This window comes from Paenisporosarcina sp. FSL H8-0542, from assembly GCF_038632915.1.
Taxonomy (GTDB): domain Bacteria; phylum Bacillota; class Bacilli; order Bacillales_A; family Planococcaceae; genus Paenisporosarcina.
This window is the reverse complement of the sequence record NZ_CP152050.1, coordinates 1,553,471-1,574,438: the sequence shown is the minus strand read 5'-3', so window position 1 is coordinate 1,574,438 and position 20,968 is coordinate 1,553,471. Positions and strand designations below refer to the sequence as shown.

Below are 20,968 nucleotides of genomic sequence, written 5' to 3'. Positions count from 1 at the left end.
CCTTTATAATGGGATATTGCCATGTTTTTTGGTAGGTCGGGTTTCTTTCTTATTACGCATCATATCTAGAGCCTGAATGAGTTTAATACGCGTTTCGCGTGGATCGATTACATCATCCACCATACCTCGTGCAGCAGCTACATAAGGGTTTGCAAATTTTTCGCGATATTCCTCGATTTTTGTCGCACGCGTTTGTTCAGGATTGTCGCTTTGCGCGATTTCCCGGGAAAAGATTACGTTTGCTGCCCCTTGTGGACCCATTACTGCAATTTCTGCGTTTGGCCAAGAGAACACCAGATCAGCACCGATGGATTTAGAGTTTAGTGCTACATATGCTCCACCATATGCTTTTCTTAAAATGACTGTCATCTTCGGAACAGTTGCTTCAGAATACGCATATAAAATCTTTGCCCCGTGACGAATGATTCCACCATGTTCTTGTTTAATTCCCGGGAAAAATCCGGTTACATCTTCAAACGTAATGATTGGAATATTGAATGAGTCACAGAATCGAATAAAACGTGCTGCTTTATCCGAAGAATTGATGTCGAGACCCCCAGCCATTACTTTCGGCTGGTTACACACCAAACCTACGACTTCCCCTTTAATACGAGCCAGACCAATTACAATATTACGTGCAAACTCTTTCTGTACTTCCATGAATGAATCCTGGTCCACCACTTGTTCGATAACTTTACGAATGTCGTAAGGACGAATTGCATCAAACGGTACAACATCCGTTAATTCAGGTCGATAATCATCCATTTGGTCAGCTTCCAGACGAGGTGGTTTCTCATCGTTATTTTGTGGCAAGAAACTTAGTAAATCTCTAACCTGCTGAAGTATTTCCTGCTCTGTTTCAGCACGGAAATGAGCATTTCCACTGATGGCATTATGTACTTTTGAACCGCCCAAGTCCTCAGAAGATATTTTTTCTCCTGTAACTGTTTCAATAACTTTTGGACCGGTAATAAACATTTGGCTTGTTTTATCGACCATAAAGACAAAATCCGTGATTGCTGGAGAATAGACTGCCCCACCGGCACATGGTCCCATAATGACCGAGATTTGCGGAATGACGCCTGAATAAATGGTATTACGATAGAAAATATGGCCATATCCATCAAGAGACACAACGCCCTCTTGAATACGTGCACCACCAGAATCATTTAACCCAATGAACGGTGCGCCATTTTTGGCTGCCAAGTCCATGACATTGGCAATTTTCATCGCATGCATCTCACCAAGTGCTCCGCCAAATACTGTGAAGTCCTGAGAGAATAAATAAATCGCACGACCATTTACTTTCCCGTATCCTGTAACGACTCCATCCCCTGGCCCTTTTTGAGTGTCCATGCCAAAGTCGACCGTACGGTGTTCAATGAATGGATTCAATTCAACGAACGTTCCTGGATCGACCAATAAATCGATGCGTTCACGTGCTGTCAATTTTCCTTTAGCGTGCTGTTTTTCAATTCTATCGTCTCCGCCGCCCAGTTCTATTTCACGCTTGCGATCGTATAAATCATTGATTTTTTCATAAATGTCCATGTATATTACCCCTTTAACCCGCTTTTATCACACAATTCATAAAGTACACCGAAAGAAGACTTTGGATGCAAGAAGGCAACTTGAGCACCACCCGCTCCAATCTTCGGCTGTTCATTTAATATTCGTACGCCTTTTTCACGAAGTTCAATCATGCGTTCGTCGATGCCCTCTACTCCAAAAGCAATGTGATGAATGCCTTCCCCTTTTTTTTCAATGAAAGAGTGAATGGCACTTTGTTCAGACATTGGCTCCAGTAACTCAAGTTTGACGTTACCTGCATCAATGAATGCCACACGTACTGATTCAGAAGCTACTTCTTCGATTTTCAAAACTGTTAAACCTAATGTTTCTGTATAATAAGGGATTGTTTCATCTAGACTTTTAACGGCGATGCCGATATGATCGACCTTTTTCAAAATAGCCACACCCTTCTGTTTTCTCCATCCTCTATTGTACCGATTTCTTTTTGAAAACTCTACCTCTTGAGAATTTTTTCAGTTTCTACTAAACTTAAGAATAGCTAGTTAAAGGAGTTGTCTCGCATGCGTAATGCTAATTTCCGCAAGTTTGTCATCTATTTAATGATCATCATGATGGCTTTATCAAGTATCTTGTTTGGATTAAGCTTGTTCTTTTAAAAAACAGCTTCGAAGGGAATCTTATTACTCCTTCGAAGCTGTCTTTTTTTTCATATTAAATCCAACAAAGCTACGTTTGATACGTAAATACTGTTCCATCTCTTCGATGAATTGATAAAGTGCCGCCATCGCCAGAAAGTTTTCATGATCTTTCGGAAGAGGCATCTTAGCAAAGTCTTCTTTAACCTCATCTAGCTTCGATATAAACTTATGAGCCGTATTTCCGGAATGTACGTGATTCGCCAATTCTTCCATAAAGTCAGCGACAATGTAACAATGAGAAATATTAACTGGCAACGCAGTTATTTTCGGTAAAACTCTCTCAATAATTTCGAACTGTTGTTCGCGCATATCGAAATATAGGTAATGCAGATTTTGTCTGCGGTTTAAATGGTTTTCGACATCCTGATAAGCAAGAGCTTTTCCTTTTTCAATCACTTCAGAGGCTTCAACAAGTTCTTTTCCATCCCAATCCGATTCTCCGTTTCGTAAATACGAAGTAATTTCATGAAAAATCTTCGAATACAAGGACTCGAGATCCAAACGATATTTTTTTAAATCCTTCTCGATTGAAGGCATATATAAGTTAACTAACAATGCCACACCAAATCCGACAATCATCAATTGAACTTCATTCCACAACAGTGACCATGACATATCTTTAGCATCAAATAAATGCAGGAGGATGACAACGCTAGAAACAAAGCCATCCTGAAATCTTAAGGATACAAGCGTTGGAATAAATAATATTAAAATAAGGCCGAAAACTAGTGGATGATACGCGATTCCTTCAAAAAATACGAAAGCGAACCCCACCCCGATGATGCTGGCAATGATACGTGAATAAACTGCACGTAGTGACTTCCGTTTAGTGGGTTGAATGCACAAAACGGTCAAAATGAAGGCGGAACTATAATAATCCAAATTCAAAAACATGGCAATAAGCATGGCTATACTCGCGCCAACTGCCGTTTTTAATGTCCGATAACCAATTTTAAATCGTCGGAAATTCATGAGTACACCAACTTTCGCAAGAAAAGTGAAAATCAACAATTCTTAACATGCATTTAGAGTAACCAAATATAATCTTCTAGCTATATACGTGAAGAGTGAGACCCACAAGTGTAGAGTCAATAAATAAAGAAGAAAAAAGAGCACCAACTAAGTGCTCTTCCTTTCCTTATAGCTCGTCACAATGTTCTTCAAACAGCGCTTGAATGTGTGTGATGACTGACATTGGGTCATGTCCTTCGATTTCGTGGCGACCGATATCAGCAACAGCTTGTCCATCTTTTAATAGAACAAATGAAGGTGAAGATGGCAAATGGTCATCCCCAAACAACATACGAGCTTGAGCAGTTGCTTCTTTATCTTGTCCTGCAAATACTGTTACTAAATGATTTGGTCGTTTGTCGTAATGTACTGCATTCGCTGCTGCAGGGCGAGCAATGCCGCCTGCACAACCACATACAGAGTTAATCATCACTAAAGACGTACCTGGACGGGAGAATGCTTGTTCAACATCTTCTGCAGAAGTCAATTGCTCATAACCACTTGCCTCCATCTCACCACGTGCCTGACGTACTATATCATTCATCAATATGTTAAAATCCATGTTCATTTGTAAAACTCCTCTCAAACTTCACCATTAATAATAGCAGGTCATTAATAGACACGCAAAATCTAGGTTTTGGACGTGTTTGTAAATAATTGCTCAACTGCCTGTGAAACGGTCAAATCACCTTGTAAAATTTCTTTTTCCAGCGATTTCACTTGCGATTTCGTCTGTGGGGTTCCATAAAATTCATCCATTAGACGATCTAAAATCATCGTACGAAACCACTCTTTTGTCTGTGACTGGCGGCGTTCATCAAAAACGCCTGATTCAGTCAACGTTTCTTTAAAAGAACCGATTACTTTCCAAACTTCGCGTATTCCCATTTTTTCAATAGAAGAGACAGGCATAGCTTTTGTCGTCCAGCCTAGACTGGCAGGTTGTAGGAAATGAAGAATTTGCTCATATTCGGCAACGGTCTTTTTCGACATTTTCAGATTGTCTCCATCCGCTTTATGCACAATCAGCAAATCGGCCAGTTCCATAATGCCTTTCTTCATTCCTTGAAGTTCGTCCCCCGCGCCTGTTAAAACGAGTAACATAAAGAAATCGACCATGCCGCGTACAATCGTTTCACTTTGCCCAACACCGACCGTTTCAATCAAGATAACATCGTAACCTGCAGCTTCACAAAGCAACATCGTTTCTCGCGTTTTTTTGTGAACGCCACCGAGTGTCCCTGCAGAAGGAGATGGTCGAATGAAAGCATTTTCGTGTCGAACGAGTTCTTCCATTCGAGTTTTATCCCCTAAAATACTGCCACCTGTAAGGCTTGAGCTCGGATCAATGGCGAGTACAGCCACTTTAAATCCAATGTCACACAAATATTTCCCGAACGCTTCGATAAACGTACTTTTCCCCGCACCTGGAACACCCGTGATGCCGATACGAATACTATTTCCCGTATGAGGCAGCAATTCCTGCAGTAACTGTTGACCAGTACGTTTATCGTCCATCACGGTACTTTCAAGCAAAGTGATGGCTTTAGCTAAATGGAGCCTGGAACCTTGACGAATTTCACGCGAAAAATCATCGACAGAAATCTCTTTTTTGTGAGATCGTCGAAATTGCTTTCGAGACGTTTGCCCCATGCCGTCATGAGTAGACTTTAGTCCACCCATCACATGCATTGCACTTTTCTGCTGGTTCTCTTGACCTTCCATTATTCCTTCACTTCCTCATACCCAAGACGTCTATAGATTTCTTCTATCACTTTCGCAGCTGCCACCGGAATGACAGTTCCTGGCCCAAAGATTGCAGCAGCTCCATTTTCACGTAAAAACGCATAATCTTGAGCTGGAATGACGCCTCCAACCACAATGAGAATATCTTCACGATTCATTTTCTTCAGTTCACTTTGAAGTGCAGGCACTAAGGTCATATGTCCAGCTGCAAGTGAACTCACTCCAATTACGTGCACATCGTTTTCGACCGCTTGTTTTGCTGTTTCTTCTGGTGTTTGGAATAACGGACCAATATCCACGTCAAAACCTAAATCGGCAAATGCCGTCGCGATGACTTTGGCACCACGATCGTGTCCGTCCTGCCCCATTTTCGCGATTATAATACGTGGACGGCGACCCTCGTTTTCTTTAAAGTCTTCCGTCATGTCTTTTACTGCCTGGATTTCTTCTTCATTTGAGAAGTTTGAACTGTATACGCCACTCACGGAACGAATCACCGCCTTATGTCGACCTGATACTCTTTCAATCGCATCTGAAATTTCGCCAAGAGTAGCACGAACACGCGCCGCTTGAACTGCACATGCCAGCAAATTGTCTTCCCCAGTTTCAGCCGCTTTTGTAAGAGCAGTCAATGCCAATTGCAAGTCTTCTTCATTTCGCGTTTGTTTCATTTTTTCAAGACGGTCGATTTGTTTTTGACGCACGACCGTATTGTCAATATTCAAGATATCAATCGGTTCTTCTTCAGCAAGTCGGAATTTGTTGACACCGATGATGATTTCTTTACCTGAGTCAATTTGTGCTTGTTTCTTAGCAGCAGCTTCTTCGATTTTCATTTTCGGTAATCCCGTTTCAATCGCTTTCGCCATTCCGCCAAGTTCTTCGATTTCTTCAATCAATGCCCATGCTTTTTGCATCAATTCATCCGTCAATTTCTCGACAGCATAAGAACCTCCCCACGGATCGATCACTTTAGTCATCATCGTTTCTTCCTGTAGGAACAACTGCGTATTACGTGCAATTCGCGCTGAGAAATCCGTCGGTAACGCAATTGCTTCATCCAATGCATTGGTATGCAGGGACTGCGTATGCCCCATAGCTGACGCATTTGCTTCAATTAATGTACGTGTCACATTGTTGAATGGATCTTGCTCCGTTAAACTCCATCCTGACGTTTGAGAATGTGTTCGGAGTGCCAAAGATTTCGAATTCTTCGGATCAAACGTCTGCATCATTTGCGCCCATATTCTTCTAGCAGCACGCATTTTCGCTACTTCCATGAAATAATTCATGCCAATTGCCCAGAAAAACGACAATCGGGGTGCAAATGAATCAATGTCGATTCCTGCTTTCAAACCAGTTCTCACATATTCCAATCCATCTGCCAATGTATAAGCAAGTTCGATATCAGCAGTTGCACCTGCTTCTTGCATATGGTAACCAGAAATCGAAATCGAATTGAATTTTGGCATAAACTTCGACGTGTATTCAAAAATATCCGCAATGATTTTCATCGACATTTTCGGTGGATAAATGTACGTGTTACGTACCATGTATTCTTTCAAAATGTCATTTTGAATAGTTCCCGTTAATTGCTCATGCGTAACACCCTGTTCTTCCGCTGTCACAATATAAAAGGCCAAGATCGGCAATACCGCCCCGTTCATGGTCATTGATACTGACATTTGATCTAAAGGAATGCCATCGAACAAAATTTTCATGTCTTCTATCGAATCAATTGCTACTCCAGCTTTCCCAACATCGCCTGTTACCCGTTCATGGTCAGAATCGTATCCTCGATGGGTAGCCAAATCAAAGGCTACTGAAAGCCCTTTCTGTCCCATTGCCAAGTTTCGGCGATAAAAGGCATTACTTTCTTCCGCAGTTGAAAATCCTGCATATTGTCGTACAGTCCATGGACGTGACACATACATCGTGGGATAAGGTCCTCGTGTGTTTGGTGCAATACCTGGAAAATCCGACATATGATCAAGTTTTTCTACATCTTCTTTTGTATATCTAGAAGCCAGTCGAATACCTTCATTCGTTAAATAGGATTCGTCAGCTTTTTGTGAGTCATGTTGTTGCGTTACAAACTGTTCCAGTTGAACTGCTTTGAAATCAGGCTTCATTACCATGGCCCCCATTCTTTTTAACATCAATCAATTGCTGCATTTTGGCAATGACATCCTGGCCTGCAAAAATAGAACCATTCAGACCTTGCTCGCGCCATTTGTTTTCTTCAGTATGTCTACCCGCAACATCAATTATTGTTTGTTGATCGGCAATATTTAAGAACTGTGGCAGAATTTCGTTCGTCATTTCATCCTTAGCTGCAAATACCACATATTCCATCTGGTTAGATTTTACCCAATGCCATGCAGATTGAGCATCAGAGAATACTGGGCTCATGACTGGATTTAATCCTCCAGCTTGCAGGAAACCTTGGACAAAATCAGCTCTCGGTTTAACGTCTTTCAAAACGCCAAACAACACAACGGCAGTTGAAAGTGGAAACTCACCGAAATGTTTTCGAAGCTGTTCGAAAGGAACTGCTAAGCGTCCGTATTCTTTTGCAGTGTCAGTTGTAACAATCGAATCTGACGGATTGGCATAAACATTCGTCCCGATTAATGAAGCTTTGCGTTTTGCGATTGCTTGTATTCTTGATGAGTGGACGTTTTTAGCCAGTGACATCAAATAATTTTCTTGTTCCGCTGGATTCATATCCAATGTTTTCAGGAACAAATCCCATGATTGTCTGACAAGGTCTGCAGTTAATGATTCGACATAAAATGAACCTGCTGAAGGATCAATCATTTTATTAACCATCGTCTCTTCGCGAATGACCAGTTGTACATTGCGTGCAATTCGCTCTGACGTTGGAGATGTGCCTGTCAATGCATCATGAGGTGAAACCGATAGGATGTCTGAGCCGCCTAGTACGGCTGAAAAAGCTGCATTTCCGGCTCGTAATAAATTAACAGTCGGATCTAATTTCGAGTATGATCTCAATGAAGTATTAGCAATAACGTTAATTGCTTCTTCCTTTTGGTTATATGCACTTGAAAACGCTTTCCATAATACGCGGAATGCACGTAATTTAGCTATTTCCATAAAGAAGTTCGTGTCGATTTCAAATTGTGTCGCGACCTTTGTTAATTCAGCTTGCTCTTCTGCTTGTTTCGATAGTGCCAACAATGCATAGGCAAGTTCATGAACGGCAGTACCACCAGCGTAGTGAATAGCACTGGTTGAAATATTTCTGCTAAGTGACTGAACTGAGACGGGACCTTCAATGTATCCATTCAGTTCATCTAACTGCTGCTTAGTCATTCTGTCAAAGACTTGCATGATTTGATCGTCAGAGTCTTTAATTGATAAAAGGAATGGGTGGCTATTCAACAATTTAGCCAAGTCCTCTATTTCAGTAGCTGACCAAGCCCATGAAGGCACTGTAGCTTTGTAGACAATCATGTCGTTACCTAGATTTAATTGTTTTTTTGCTTTATGTAGAAATTCTGAAGCCGAACCGGCATTTGTCGTTTGGGCAACAAGCCAAGTCGATTCTTTTTTCGCATGCGAAATGACGGCGGAATGATTCAATGTTTTATGTAAATGTTCAGCCGTATAAAGTGGTTCGAGGTCGATACCTTCAAAAGTCGGTGTAATCAATTGTTCATACGGTTTGCCTTTTAAAGTACGAACAGCTTCTTCTTGCCAATTTTCAAAATTCGCTTTAGGAAAAGTTGCCTGTTTCATTTGTTCGATTGTCATGTGGTCGCTTTCGCTTCCCTCCTTCGAATCTGTTACTCACTCTTAGTCTAACTGAGTTTGGGCCATGATAAAAGCACAAAAAACCCGATGACCGAGTTTCGGTATCGGGTAATTTTTTTGTCCAGTTTCAAGCGCAAGTTCGCACCTAAGCTTCAGTACCTCATGCGAAAACAGGTTTTCAATTCGGTCCTGCTCCTGCGGTTACTCGTCGCAAAGGGAACCTTTCAAGCGCCGGTGTCGAACTCGAGTTGCGCTTTACACTTTTCTTTTAATAAACTGAAGTGTTTTCTTTCGTCATGTTTTCAAGGATTTCTTTTACGCGAGCTAAGAAGCGTCCGCAAACCAAGCCATCCAATACACGGTGATCAAGAGATAAACATAAATTAACCATGTCGCGAGCTGCAATCATTCCGCCATCCATGATTACTGGACGTTTAACGATTGATTCTACTTGTAGAATTGCTGCTTGTGGGTAATTGATGATGCCCATTGATTGAATTGAACCGAATGAACCGGTGTTATTTACTGTGAATGTACCACCTTGCATTTCATCAGATTTCAATTTACCAGCACGTACTTTGCCTGCCAATTCATTGATTTCACGACCGATACCTTTGATTGTTTTTTCATCAGCATTTTTAATTACCGGTACGAATAAAGCATCTTCCGTCGCAACAGCGATTGAAATGTTGATGTCTTTTTTCTGTACGATTTTGTCACCAGCCCACATTGAGTTCATCATTGGGAATTCTTTTAAAGCTTGAGAAACAGCTTTTACGAAGAATGCGAAATACGTCACATTGAATCCTTCTTTTTTCTTGAATTCATTTTTGATGGAATCGCGGTATTGAACTAGGTTTGTTACATCTACTTCAATCATTGTCCACGCATGTGGTGCTTCATGTTTACTGCGCAACATGTTGGCAGCGATGGCTTTACGAATTCCTGTAACCGGAATTTCGATATCACCTACAGCTACTGGTACATTGACACGAGCCGCAGCTGGTTTAGAAGCTTGAGCTGTGTTTTGAGCAGGCGCAGCAGTTTCTGCTTTAGGAGCAGCTTGTTCTGCTTTTGCCGTCGGGATATTACCGCTTTCGATAATCGCAAGTAAGTCTTTACGCGTAATACGACCTTCATTACCCGTTCCGTCCACTAGTGATAAGTCGATATCGTTTTCTTGAGCAAGTTTCAGAACCGCAGGTGAATAACGGGCTTTCGCACCTTTTTCACGAACTGGAGTCGGTGCTGCAGCCTTCTTCGATTCAGCAGCAGGCATTTCTGCAGCTGTTGCTTTTTCTGTAGGAGTTTCTTCAGATGTTGATTCTTCTGAAGATGCACCACCTTCTGTTTCGATTGTACAAACAACTGCGCCAACTTCCAAAGTTTGACCTTCAGTAGCGATCAGTTCTTTAATTACACCTGTAAATGAAGAAGGAATTTCAGCTGTTACTTTATCTGTATTCACTTCAGCAAGTGAATCGTACTTATTCACTTTGTCACCCGGTTGAACCAACCATTTTTCGATTGTTCCTTCTGTTACGGATTCACCAAGCTGGGGCATTTTAATTTGTTCGATTGCCAATTGTAACTCCTCCTTTCAGGTTAAAATTCCGCAAGTTCACGCATTGCTTTTTCGACTTTATCTGGATTGATCATAAAGAATTTCTCCATTGTCGGTGCATAAGGCATTGCCGGTACATCAGGACCAGCCAAACGTTTAATTGGTGCATCTAGATCAAACAGGCAGTTTTCAGCAATGATTGCTGCAACTTCACCCATGATGCTACCTTCCATATTATCTTCAGTAACAAGAAGAACTTTTCCTGTTTTTGAAGCAGCTTCAATAATTGCTTCTTTATCCAATGGATAAATCGTGCGTAAATCAAGAATGTGAGCAGAAATACCATCCTGCTCTAAACGCTCAGCAGCTTGAAGTGCAAAGTGGACAGCAAGACCGTAAGTGATAACAGTGATGTCTTCACCTTCACGTTTGACGTCTGCTTTTCCGATTTCGATTGTGTAATCATCTTCAGGCACTTCGCCTTTGATTAAACGGTAAGCGCGTTTGTGCTCGAAGAACATTACTGGATCTTCATCACGGATAGCAGCTTTCAATAATCCTTTAGCATCGTATGGTGTTGAAGGAATAACGATTTTCAAACCTGGTTGGTTAGCAAAAATCGCTTCAACAGATTGTGAATGGTAAAGAGCTCCATGAATTCCCCCACCAAAAGGTGCACGGAAAACGATTGGACAAGACCAGTCATTATTTGAACGGTAACGAATACGGGAAGCTTCAGAAATGATTTGGTTAACAGCTGGCATGATAAAGTCAGCAAATTGCATTTCTGCAATTGGACGCATTCCATACATTGCTGCACCGATTCCAACGCCGGCAATAGCAGATTCTGCTAATGGAGTATCCATTACACGGTGTTCTCCAAATTGATCGTATAAACCTTGAGTAGCTTTGAAAACGCCGCCTTTACGACCTACGTCTTCACCAAGGACGAATACGTTTTCATCACGTTCCATCTCTTCTTTCATTGCGAGTGTAATCGCGTCAATATAAGACATAACTGCCATTATGCGTTCCCCCCGTCTTTTTCAGCATAGACGTATTTTAAAGCATCTTCAGGTGCAGCATAAGGAGCATTTTCTGCATAATCCGTTGCTTCATTTACTTCCTTCATAATACGGTCATTCAGTTCTTTTTCGATTTCTTCAGTCAAAATGTTCAACTCTGTCAAATAGGCTGCGAATTTGCCGATTGGATCAGCAGCTTGCCCTTCAGCAAGGTCTTCCGCTGTACGATATTGACGTTGATCATCATCAGATGAGTGAGCTGTCAAACGATGCGATACTGCTTCGATAAGGCTTGGGCCTTCTCCGTTACGTGCGCGGTCTGCAGCTTCTTTCACTACTTTATAAACTTCTAAAGGATCTGTTCCATCAACAGTGAATCCAGGCATGCCGTAACCAATTGCACGGTCTGAAACGTTTTTAGCTGCTACCTGTCTGTCGTAAGGAACTGAAATCGCATATTTATTGTTTTCTACCATTGTGATACATGGTAATTTATGAACGCCTGCAAAGTTCAATCCTTCGTGGAAGTCCCCTTGGTTAGATGAACCTTCACCAAGTGTTACAAAAGTGATGAAGTCTTTTTGTTGAATTTTACCAGCTAATGCCACACCAACAGCATGTGGAAGTTGTGTAGTAACAGGTGAAGAACCTGTCAAAATACGATTTTTCTTTTGTCCAAAGTGACCAGGCATTTGACGTCCACCTGAGTTTGGATCTTCAGCTTTTGCAAAAGCTGAAAGCATCAAATCACGAGCTGTCATACCAAAGTGTAAAACAACACCCATATCACGGTAGTAAGGAGCGATATAATCTTTCGTGTTATCAAGTGCGAAAGCAGCACCTACTTGTGTTGCTTCCTGACCTTGACAAGAAATAACGAAAGGAATTTTTCCTGCACGGTTCAATAACCACATACGCTCATCCACTCGACGTGCCATAAGCATCGTTTCAAAAATTTTCAGTACGTCATCGTTTGATAACCCTAGTTCTTCATGACGATTTTTCACCATCTGAACATCCCCCTTTTAATCTGATTTTTTTACATGTGAATTGCTTTACCTTCAACAGCCAACGCCGCTTCGCCCATTACTTCTGAAAGTGTAGGATGCGGATGAATTGTACTAGCAACTTCCCATGGTGTTGCATCTAGTACCATTGCCAGACCCGCTTCAGAAATCATATCTGTAACGTGTGGTCCAATCATGTGTACACCTAAAATATCATTCGTTTTCTTATCGGCAATAATTTTCACGAAGCCGTCTGATTCACCATAAACAAGCGCTTTACCAATGGCTTTAAATGAGAATTTACCAACTTTCACATCAAACCCTTGATCTTTAGCTTGCTGTTGTGTAATTCCAACGCTTGCTGCTTCTGGATTTGAGTAGATACAACGTGACACCAAGTTGTAATCAATCGCATGAGTTTTTTGACCAGCAATGTGTTCCACTGCTGTAATACCTTCATGAGAAGCAACATGTGCCAATTGTAATCCTCCGATTACATCACCAATAGCATAAATATGAGATTCTTTTGTTTGGAACGTGTCTTTTACATGAATAAATCCTTTTTCAACCACAATATCCGTATTTTCGATTCCGATGCCTTCTACATTTGCTTGACGGCCAACCGAAACCAACATTTTTTCAGCAGTAAAGGTTTTTGTTTCTCCTTTGAATTCGGCAGAAATTGTTACACTTCCTTCAGCTGTTTCCAATGTTTCTGGTAAAACTTTTGCACTTGTCGCAAATGTAATGCCTTTTTTCGCTAATAGCTTCTGCATTTCTTTTGAAATGTCAGCGTCCTCAGTAGGAATAATGCGATCAGCATATTCAACTACTGTTACTTCAACACCAAAATCATTCAACATTGAAGCCCATTCAATCCCAATGACACCGCCACCAACAATCAAAATTGATTTTGGCAATTCGGTCATAGCCAATGCTTCGTCCGAACTCATAACGTGTGTTCCATCGATTGTTAAACCAGGCAATGTACGTGGACGTGATCCAGTTGCGATGATCACGTTTTTAGGGATTAGCATTTCATTCTCATCGCCATTGTTCATTTCAACAGAAACCGTTCCACCTGGAGATGGCGAGAAGATTGATGGTCCTAACATTCTGCCAGTACCTTCATATACATCAATTTTCCCTTTTTTCATTAATCCTTGAACGCCTTGATGAAGTTGGGAAACAATGCTTTCTTTACGGGCTTGTACACGGGAGAAATCCAATGAAACTTCTCCAGTATTTACGCCAAAGTCAGCTGCATGATTTTTTGTCGTCGAATATACTTCTGCACTGCGAAGTAGGGCTTTGCTTGGAATACATCCTTTATGTAGGCAAGTTCCACCTAAGTTACCTTTTTCAACGATTGCTGTTTTAAGTCCTAATTGAGCCGCGCGGATTGCTGCTACATACCCGCCTGTTCCGCCTCCAAGAATAACGATATCGTAATTATGAGCCATAACTTTCGGCCTCCTTTTATTTGAGGTTCGGATATACTTTTGCTTTTTCTTCCCCATTTAATACGCGAATTGCACCTTCAGATAATGCTTGCAATTCGTTCTCTCCGGGTTGGACTACTACATCAGCGATCCAGTTGATTCTTTTTGAAATGGATTCAACAAAATCTTTCCCATATGCTAATCCACCAGTTAATATGATAGCGTCAATCTTACCTTCAAGCACGGCACTAGCTGAGCCAATTTCACGGGCAACTTGATATGCCATTGCCTCGTAAACAAGTTCAGCTTCTTTGTCACCTTTTGCAATACGTTTTTCAACCGCCACTGCGTCATTGGTTCCAAGATAGCTTACTAATCCGCCTTGACCGACTAATTTCTTCATAATTTCGTGACGGTAGTATTCACCAGAAAAACAAATATCGATTAAGTCGCCTGCAGGAACTGTTCCCGCTCTTTCCGGACTGAATGGACCTTCACCGTGTAAACCATTGTTTACTTCAATTACCCGCCCATTCTCATGAACACCAATTGTAATACCGCCACCCATATGGGTTACAATCAGTCTCATGTCTTCATAGGCTTTGCCGCACTTTTTAGCATATCGTCGTGCAACAGCTTTTTGATTTAATGCATGGAAAATCGATTTTCGTTCGATTAACGAGAATCCTGAAATGCGTGCAATCGGAGCCAACTCATCGACGACCACTGGATCGACAATGTAAGAAGGAATATTTAAACCTGTTGCAATTTCAAATGCTAAAATCCCACCTAAGTTTGAAGCGTGTTGACCTGAAAAACCTTTTTTTAAATCTACTAACATTGCGTCATTTACCGCATAAGTTCCGCCTTCAATTGGACGAAGGAGTCCGCCTCTGCCACAGATAGCTGACAATTTCGAAATGTTGATTCCTTCTTCATCCATTGCTTCTAAAATGGTTTGCTTACGAAATTCGTATTGATCAATGATAGAAGAAAATTTGCCGATTTCCTCAGAAGAGTGTCGGATCGTTTTTTCCATCAATAAAACATCGTTTTCAAAAACACCAATTTTTGTAGATGTGGAACCCGGGTTGATGACAAGAATGCGATATGAATGTTCTTGCACAATGATTCCTCCCAAAAATGTCTTTAAAGATAAGAACAGATACAAACATAAATGAAAGTATCTGTCCTTTTCTTTTCTTTAATCAAGCTCTGTTAACTTTATTATGTCGATTTTTTTAACAACAGAGGGAATTAGCTCCCTTTCCTCGGACGAACTTGCAAGCCCGTTTTTCCGCAGGAAAGAATTTGGTCAAAGCTTTAGTTTGACCTAATTCTTTGCGACGATTCTAGCGCAGAAACAGGAGCACAGGTTTTGTCGCTTATTCCCTCGCTATCTACAAAATCGTTGTCAGAGCAATGTATTATCTTCCGCTTAAAATATGTTTTTCGTTAAGTAGAAAATTGCTGCGTGATTTTCCAACACGAGCGATACGTTCTTCAGCTAAACGGTCAGCTGCAACGTATGTAGGAATTCCTTGTGTACGTGAAATTTCCATTACTTTAGCAATGTTGTCATAGACTGTTTCTACTCGTTTCATTGCACGTTCACGGTTGTAGCCATATAGTTCATCAGCAACGTTTATTACGCCACCAGCATTGATTACATAATCAGGTGCATATACGATTCCAAGTTCGTGCAATTGATCGCCATGTTTTGTTTCTTTTAATTGGTTGTTTGCAGCTCCTGCAACAACTTTTGCTTTCAATTGTGGAATTGTTTCGTCGTTAATGATTGCGCCTAGAGCACATGGAGCAAAGATGTCTACATCTTGAGAGTAGATTTCATCCGTGTTCACTGCAGTAGCACCGAACTCTTCTACTACACGATCAACAGCTGCTTTATTGATATCCGTAACAATTAATTTCGCGCCTTCTTCATGTAAGTGACGGCATAAGTTGTATGCAACGTTACCAACACCTTGAACAGCGATGCGTTTGCCTTCAAGTGAATCGCTACCGAAAGCTTCCATTGCAGCAGCTTTCATACCACGGTATACGCCGTAGGCAGTTACTGGAGATGGGTTACCTGAAGAACCAAATGCAGGTGAGATACCTGTTACATAGTTTGTTTCTTCATGGATTAAGTCCATATCAGCTACAGTTGTACCAACATCTTCAGCTGTAATGTAACGACCGTTCAAGCCTTGGATGAAACGACCGAACGCGCGGAACATTTCTTCGTTTTTATCTTTTAATGGATCGCCAATAATAACCGTTTTACCACCACCAAGGTTTAAACCGGCAGCAGCATTTTTGTAAGTCATTCCTTTAGCTAGACGAAGTGCATCTTCAATTGCAGCTTCTTCAGAAGCGTAAGTCCACATGCGTGTTCCACCCAATGCTGGTCCTAAAGTAGTATCATGAATCGCGATGATTGCTTTTAAGCCTGAAGTTTTATCTTGGCAAAACACCAATTGTTCGTAATCATAAGTCTCCATATATTTAAAAATTTCCATTTTAAATTCCTCCTTTGATTTGGTTGTTCATTAATTCTTAGATGAGCAAATTGCTAATGCTAAAGAGTTTAATTTACTTTCTGCGCTGTCTGAACGAGAAGTTAGGACAATAGGTGCTTTAGCCCCTACAATCACTGCCCCTACTTTTGCATGTGCAAAGTAAACAAGTGATTTGTATAAAATATTGCCTGATTCTATATTCGGTACAAGCAAAATATCTGCTTGTCCAGCATGTGGACCTGTCAAACCTTTGTGATGAGCCGCATCAACTGAAATGGCATTATCCAGAGCAACTGGACCATCAATCACGCAACCTTTTATTTGTCCTCTTGTATTCATCGCAACCAGAGCAGCTGCATCAAGAGTTGGTTGCATCGATGGGTTGACGGTTTCAACTGCAGCCAATGGTGCAACTACAGGAGTTTCGACTCCCACGGCGTGAGCTACCTTAACGGCATTTTGCACAATTTGCGCTTTTTGCTTTAAATCAGGTGCAATGTTCATAGCCGCATCCGTAACAAAAATCAAACGATCAAAACCATTAATTTCAAATGCAGCTACATGAGACAGGACGCTTCCCGTTCGCAATCCAAAGTCTGGGTTCAAAACAGCTTTTAGGATAAGAGCGGTTGGAATATGCCCTTTCATTAATACGTTCGCTTCATTTAAATGGACGGCTTTGACAGCTGCAATCGCTGCTTGTTGATCATCCTTTACGTGTTGTGTATAAATTTTCGGATGATTTAACAAGTGAGGATAGTGCATGACTATCATTTCTTTTAATTTGTGTTCGTCATCATATAGACGAAAACTCGCCATGTCATGCTCAATGGCCAAGTTAACCGCTTCAAGCACTTCCAGATTAGCAGCAGATGCAACCGCAACTACATTATCATCTGAAGAAGAAGCTTGTCGTATTAAATCGTTTAGATTCAATGAAATCACCTCAACATTCATAATTTAAGCATAAAAAGCACCTTGATAACAATAATGAAAACGCTTTATTTGGCAAGATTTCGTACTTTTCGGTATGCAAATGATTGCAAACCATGCAATTATTTGCATACATTGTTATTCTAGCTCATATTTTTCTAATTTATAATAAAGCGTACGAAGAGAAATCCCCAAATGTTTAGCTGTTTTAGATTTATTGCCATTCATCATTTTCAGAGTTGATGATAAAATCTCTTTTTCCATACGCTCCATTTGATCGGCAAGCGGCAATATCTCTTGTAATGGTTTTTTGGAGTCTGGTTCCTGGTGTTCCAACATCGACAATGGAAGATGATGGTCATCTAAAATCGATTCAGTTGGCCTCATAAAAATCATGCCCCTACTGATAATATTTTCAAGTTCCCGCACGTTTCCTGGCCAAGAATAAACGACCAGCCTTTGCATGGCCACTTCGGATATCCGTTCGACGTTTCGACCATATTCTTGATTAAGCTTAACCAACAGTCGTTCCGCAATAGCTGGAATATCTTGTTTGTGATTGCGTAACGGCGGAATTTGAATGGGCATGCGGTTCAATCGATAATAGAGATCTTCTCTGAACTTACCTTCTAGCATTGCTTTTTCCATATGGATATTGGTTGCAGCAATTACTCTTACATCTATCGTGATGGATTTCGTACCACCAACTCGAACGATTTCATTCTCTTGCAAGACGCGAAGCAATTTTGCTTGCGTGTTGCTCGAAAGTTCACCAATTTCATCCAAAAAAATACTGCCATGGTTCGCTTCTTCAAATAATCCTCGTTTACCACCGAGTTTTGCCCCAACAAAAGCATCTTCTTCGTAACCGAACAATTCACTTTCAAGCAGATGCTCCGCGATGGCTGCACAATTGACACGAATGAACTTATTGTACTTCCGATCACTGGAACTATGAATGGCATGGGCAAAAAGTTCTTTCCCTGTTCCTGATTCGCCTCGTAATAGCACGGTAACAGGCGTTTTAGCAGCCAGCTTAGCCTGTTCAATTGAAATTCTCATTTCGTGTGAATCACCAATGATGTCGTCAAAAGTGTACTTCGATTCAAGTGTACGAATGATACTTCTGGCGCGATTAAGTTCTTTCATCAATGAACGGATTTCAGTCATATCATGAATGACACCGACGCTTCCTTTCAATCGATTGTTGACAATGATTGGTGCCACATTCACGATGACTTCACGTTTCAACGGACCAACACGCATATTGACACCACGGATAGGCTTACGCAGTTGCAGCACTTTCAAATGCATACTCTCGCCTTCACTAATATCTGCAGTTGCTGGCTTTCCGATAATATCATCTGTTTCCAGACCCGTAATTCTCGTATAGGCAGGGTTAATCAAAATACCCTTCCCTTCTTCATCCACAACGGAAATGGCATCATCACTTGACTGGATGATAGCTTGAAGCATGGTCTGTATTTCTTTTAAATTGGTTATTTCACCTGCTAAACTAACGACTTCCGTAATATCCTTGAAAACTGAAAATGCCCCGATACGGACACCTTTTTCATCTATGACGGGAAATCTTGAAGTGACAATTTTCGTACCATTACTCAGTACTAATTCGCGATTCACTTCTGTTCTGCCGGTTTCAAAAGTTCGGGGTAATTCACTGGAAGCAATGACATCATAAATTGGCTTACCAAGAGCTTGGTCCATTAAAATATCAGTCATTCTCTCAGCACTTTTATTGAAGAAGTTGACGTTTCCATTGGCATCAATACCTATCATACCTTCTTCAATCGAATTAAAAATCAATTGTTGTTTATGTGTTTCTTCACGAATCGTTTGAATAAATTGGTCCTTTTCTCTTATCAAGCGAATCAGTATATTCGCCACTGACCCAGGTATTAAGACGGTTTGTGAGGGTCTTTCCATTAAAAGTTCATCAAAAATTTCAGGCTGACCAGTCAAATCAAAAATCATATGTAAATCATCAGTTAAAAAAGGCTTCCATTCCGCACTTGCTGGAATGTTATGCTGTTTTGCAATCTGAATGGCAGGTGCTCGTTCATCAATATCAACTACTCGTTTTACATGAAAAAATTCAGCTGATAATAATAATTTCAAAATCGCGGTTCCGCCAACGCCGCCTCCAATGATTAAAACATTTTGCAAGGACATTCACATCCCTCTTTCGTCGTGTGCAATATATTGCAAAACCTTCCTCTATCATACCTCATTGAGTTTGACCTGACAATTATTCTAGGGTAGTGCAATGGAACGAAAATGATATTCCGTGTTAAACTAGACTAGATTATAATTTAATTGGCTCTGTTAAAAATGCTATTGTTTATCGTAAATCTGCACCCTTACGGCATGCACGGCTGAATAATTAACAGCTTTCTTTAATTTAGTAATTTAATTTAATGCAGTAGGAGATGAATACTATTGGCACGAATGTTAGCTTTTCTTGTGTTATTGATTCCTGGATTGATGGCGGCGGGTGGAATTAAACTTATACGTGATACCCTATTCGGAAAATTAATTGGATCCATCCCATTTTTATGGCTACAATTCCTGATAGGTATTGTTTTATTAGTTATCGGATTTGGATTTTTTGCAGGTTTCTTACTACATAGAGATCGGAAAAATGGTAAAGTACAAGCTAAATTCGCTAAAGGAAAAACGAAGAATTAACTTTAATTGCGTTAGCCACTAAAAAAGGAATCCCGATTTCGACATCAGGATTCCTTTTTCAATTGTTTCATTAATACTTTATCGGGATAATCGGTGATCCACCCCAAAACTACCGGGTGAGGATCAACTAAATATTTTTCATTTCCATCAATACCATAAAATCTTAGTGGCATGTTAGCTTTATAGGCCAAATCCAACTTCCTCTTCGAATAATGCCTTTTGTGCATATGAAGTGCATCTGCTGCAGTTAATCGACCAAGCTCTTCCCAATTTGTTTTTTTCGTCCCGATATAAGCAGTCTGTAACATCGGATTACATTTTTTAATTCGTTCCAAAACATCGTAATGAAACGATGAAAAATGAATATTCAAATGTGAATATGTCCGTTTAAACAATAGGTCAATTTGTTCTGGAGCATTCACAAACGTTTCTTTTAATTCTACATTCAATGCCAGTCCATTTTTCGCAGCAAAAGCCAGCACTTCCTCAAAAGTTTGTATAGATTCCCCATTTACTAATCGCCAGAAAGAGGTTCCTAATTTTAATTTTTTCACTTCTTCATAATACATTGACGAAACATCCCTACGAGTCTTGGCTAAGCGCCAAAAGTCCAAATCATGGGTTACAATAGGTACTAAATCTTTTGTTAACTGTAAATCGATCTCTAACCCATCCGCTCCCAGTTCAATCGCTTTTGCAAAAGCCGCAGATGAATTTTCAAGTGCATACGCAGATGCACCACGATGTGCGTATATTGGTACTCTCATCATCTATCGTCAACACCTTATCTGTATGTATAGTTTTCTTTACCCTATCTTCACTAATATATGCATCTTTTTCCATGGAACTGAGGTAAATAATTTATTATTTACCAGCCATATTTTTTCTAATAGCTTATTCAAATCACCATCTCCTCTTTACATATTATACCAAGTTCACTTAACAGCACTCCTTTGATTAATGAATTTTCCGTGAATTAGTTACCAAAGAAATAACACTATGAC

The 20,968-nt window shown here is 40.6% G+C and carries 18 protein-coding genes; 2 read left to right on the top strand and 16 right to left on the bottom strand.

Annotated elements, in window-relative coordinates; all coding sequences use genetic code 11:
• Positions 1–3 precede the first annotated feature (3 nt).
• Entirely contained in the window at positions 4–1,551 is a 1,548-nt protein-coding gene (locus MHH33_RS08345; protein ID WP_342543530.1) for a carboxyl transferase domain-containing protein, read from the bottom strand.
• 5 nt (positions 1,552–1,556) lie between these two features.
• Positions 1,557–1,967 carry a methylmalonyl-CoA epimerase gene (gene mce, locus MHH33_RS08340; RefSeq protein ID WP_342543746.1) on the bottom strand — a complete coding sequence of 137 codons (411 nt, stop codon included), beginning with the start codon at positions 1,965–1,967 and terminating at the stop codon, positions 1,557–1,559.
• Between the two features lie 126 nt (positions 1,968–2,093).
• Between mce and prli42 the strand changes: the two genes are divergently transcribed.
• Entirely contained in the window at positions 2,094–2,189 is a 96-nt protein-coding gene (gene prli42, locus MHH33_RS08335; protein ID WP_016426997.1) for a stressosome-associated protein Prli42, read from the top strand.
• Between the two features lie 24 nt (positions 2,190–2,213).
• On the opposite strand, the gene MHH33_RS08330 is transcribed toward prli42, so the two are convergent.
• The 13 genes from MHH33_RS08330 to MHH33_RS08270 form a co-directional block, all read right to left on the bottom strand.
• Positions 2,214–3,203, bottom strand: a complete 990-nt coding sequence (locus MHH33_RS08330) for an aromatic acid exporter family protein (RefSeq protein ID WP_036659647.1) — start codon at positions 3,201–3,203, stop codon at positions 2,214–2,216.
• Positions 3,204–3,369: 166 nt separating this feature from the next.
• Positions 3,370–3,810 (bottom strand): BrxA/BrxB family bacilliredoxin, encoded by a 441-nt coding sequence (locus MHH33_RS08325; protein WP_342543529.1) that lies wholly within the window; start codon positions 3,808–3,810, stop codon positions 3,370–3,372.
• 62 nt (positions 3,811–3,872) lie between these two features.
• Positions 3,873–4,967, bottom strand: coding sequence for a methylmalonyl Co-A mutase-associated GTPase MeaB (gene meaB / locus MHH33_RS08320; protein ID WP_342543528.1), 1,095 nt, complete (start codon positions 4,965–4,967; stop codon positions 3,873–3,875).
• A complete protein-coding gene (scpA, locus tag MHH33_RS08315) occupies positions 4,967–7,120 on the bottom strand; it encodes a methylmalonyl-CoA mutase (protein WP_342543527.1) in 2,154 nt (717 codons plus the stop codon). The genes meaB and scpA overlap by 1 nt, the downstream gene beginning before the upstream one ends.
• Positions 7,110–8,765 (bottom strand): methylmalonyl-CoA mutase family protein, encoded by a 1,656-nt coding sequence (locus tag MHH33_RS08310; protein ID WP_342543526.1) that lies wholly within the window; start codon positions 8,763–8,765, stop codon positions 7,110–7,112. Before MHH33_RS08310 ends, scpA begins: the two co-directional genes overlap by 11 nt.
• Positions 8,766–9,033: 268 nt before the next feature.
• A complete protein-coding gene (locus tag MHH33_RS08305; RefSeq protein WP_342543525.1) occupies positions 9,034–10,350 on the bottom strand; it encodes a dihydrolipoamide acetyltransferase family protein in 1,317 nt (438 codons plus the stop codon).
• Between the two features lie 20 nt (positions 10,351–10,370).
• The gene (locus MHH33_RS08300) at positions 10,371–11,354 is read right to left on the bottom strand and encodes an alpha-ketoacid dehydrogenase subunit beta (protein ID WP_016426990.1); all 984 of its coding nucleotides are present in this window, start codon (positions 11,352–11,354) and stop codon (positions 10,371–10,373) included.
• Positions 11,354–12,364 (bottom strand): thiamine pyrophosphate-dependent dehydrogenase E1 component subunit alpha, encoded by a 1,011-nt coding sequence (locus MHH33_RS08295; RefSeq protein ID WP_016426989.1) that lies wholly within the window; start codon positions 12,362–12,364, stop codon positions 11,354–11,356. Before MHH33_RS08295 ends, MHH33_RS08300 begins: the two co-directional genes overlap by 1 nt.
• 29 nt (positions 12,365–12,393) lie before the next feature.
• Positions 12,394–13,824, bottom strand: a complete 1,431-nt coding sequence (gene lpdA, locus MHH33_RS08290) for a dihydrolipoyl dehydrogenase (protein ID WP_342543524.1) — start codon at positions 13,822–13,824, stop codon at positions 12,394–12,396.
• Between the two features lie 16 nt (positions 13,825–13,840).
• The gene (gene buk, locus MHH33_RS08285; protein WP_342543523.1) at positions 13,841–14,929 is read right to left on the bottom strand and encodes a butyrate kinase; all 1,089 of its coding nucleotides are present in this window, start codon (positions 14,927–14,929) and stop codon (positions 13,841–13,843) included.
• Positions 14,930–15,230: 301 nt separating this feature from the next.
• Complete coding sequence (gene bcd, locus MHH33_RS08280) at positions 15,231–16,325, bottom strand: branched-chain amino acid dehydrogenase (RefSeq protein WP_016426986.1); 1,095 nt, start codon at positions 16,323–16,325, stop codon at positions 15,231–15,233.
• A gap of 30 nt (positions 16,326–16,355) precedes the next feature.
• Entirely contained in the window at positions 16,356–17,261 is a 906-nt protein-coding gene (yqiS, locus tag MHH33_RS08275; RefSeq protein WP_342543745.1) for a phosphate butyryltransferase, read from the bottom strand.
• 135 nt (positions 17,262–17,396) lie between these two features.
• Positions 17,397–19,448: a sigma-54-dependent Fis family transcriptional regulator gene (locus tag MHH33_RS08270; RefSeq protein ID WP_342543522.1), complete on the bottom strand. Its 2,052-nt coding sequence runs from the start codon at positions 19,446–19,448 to the stop codon at positions 17,397–17,399.
• A 267-nt stretch (positions 19,449–19,715) separates the two neighbouring features.
• Here MHH33_RS08270 and MHH33_RS08265 point away from each other — a divergent pair, with 267 nt between their 5' ends.
• The gene (locus MHH33_RS08265; RefSeq protein ID WP_342543521.1) at positions 19,716–19,964 is read left to right on the top strand and encodes a DUF2627 domain-containing protein; all 249 of its coding nucleotides are present in this window, start codon (positions 19,716–19,718) and stop codon (positions 19,962–19,964) included.
• Between the two features lie 44 nt (positions 19,965–20,008).
• Here MHH33_RS08265 and MHH33_RS08260 read toward each other — a convergent pair whose 3' ends face one another.
• A complete protein-coding gene (locus MHH33_RS08260; RefSeq protein ID WP_342543520.1) occupies positions 20,009–20,734 on the bottom strand; it encodes a glycerophosphodiester phosphodiesterase family protein in 726 nt (241 codons plus the stop codon).
• Positions 20,735–20,968: the final 234 nt, after the last annotated feature.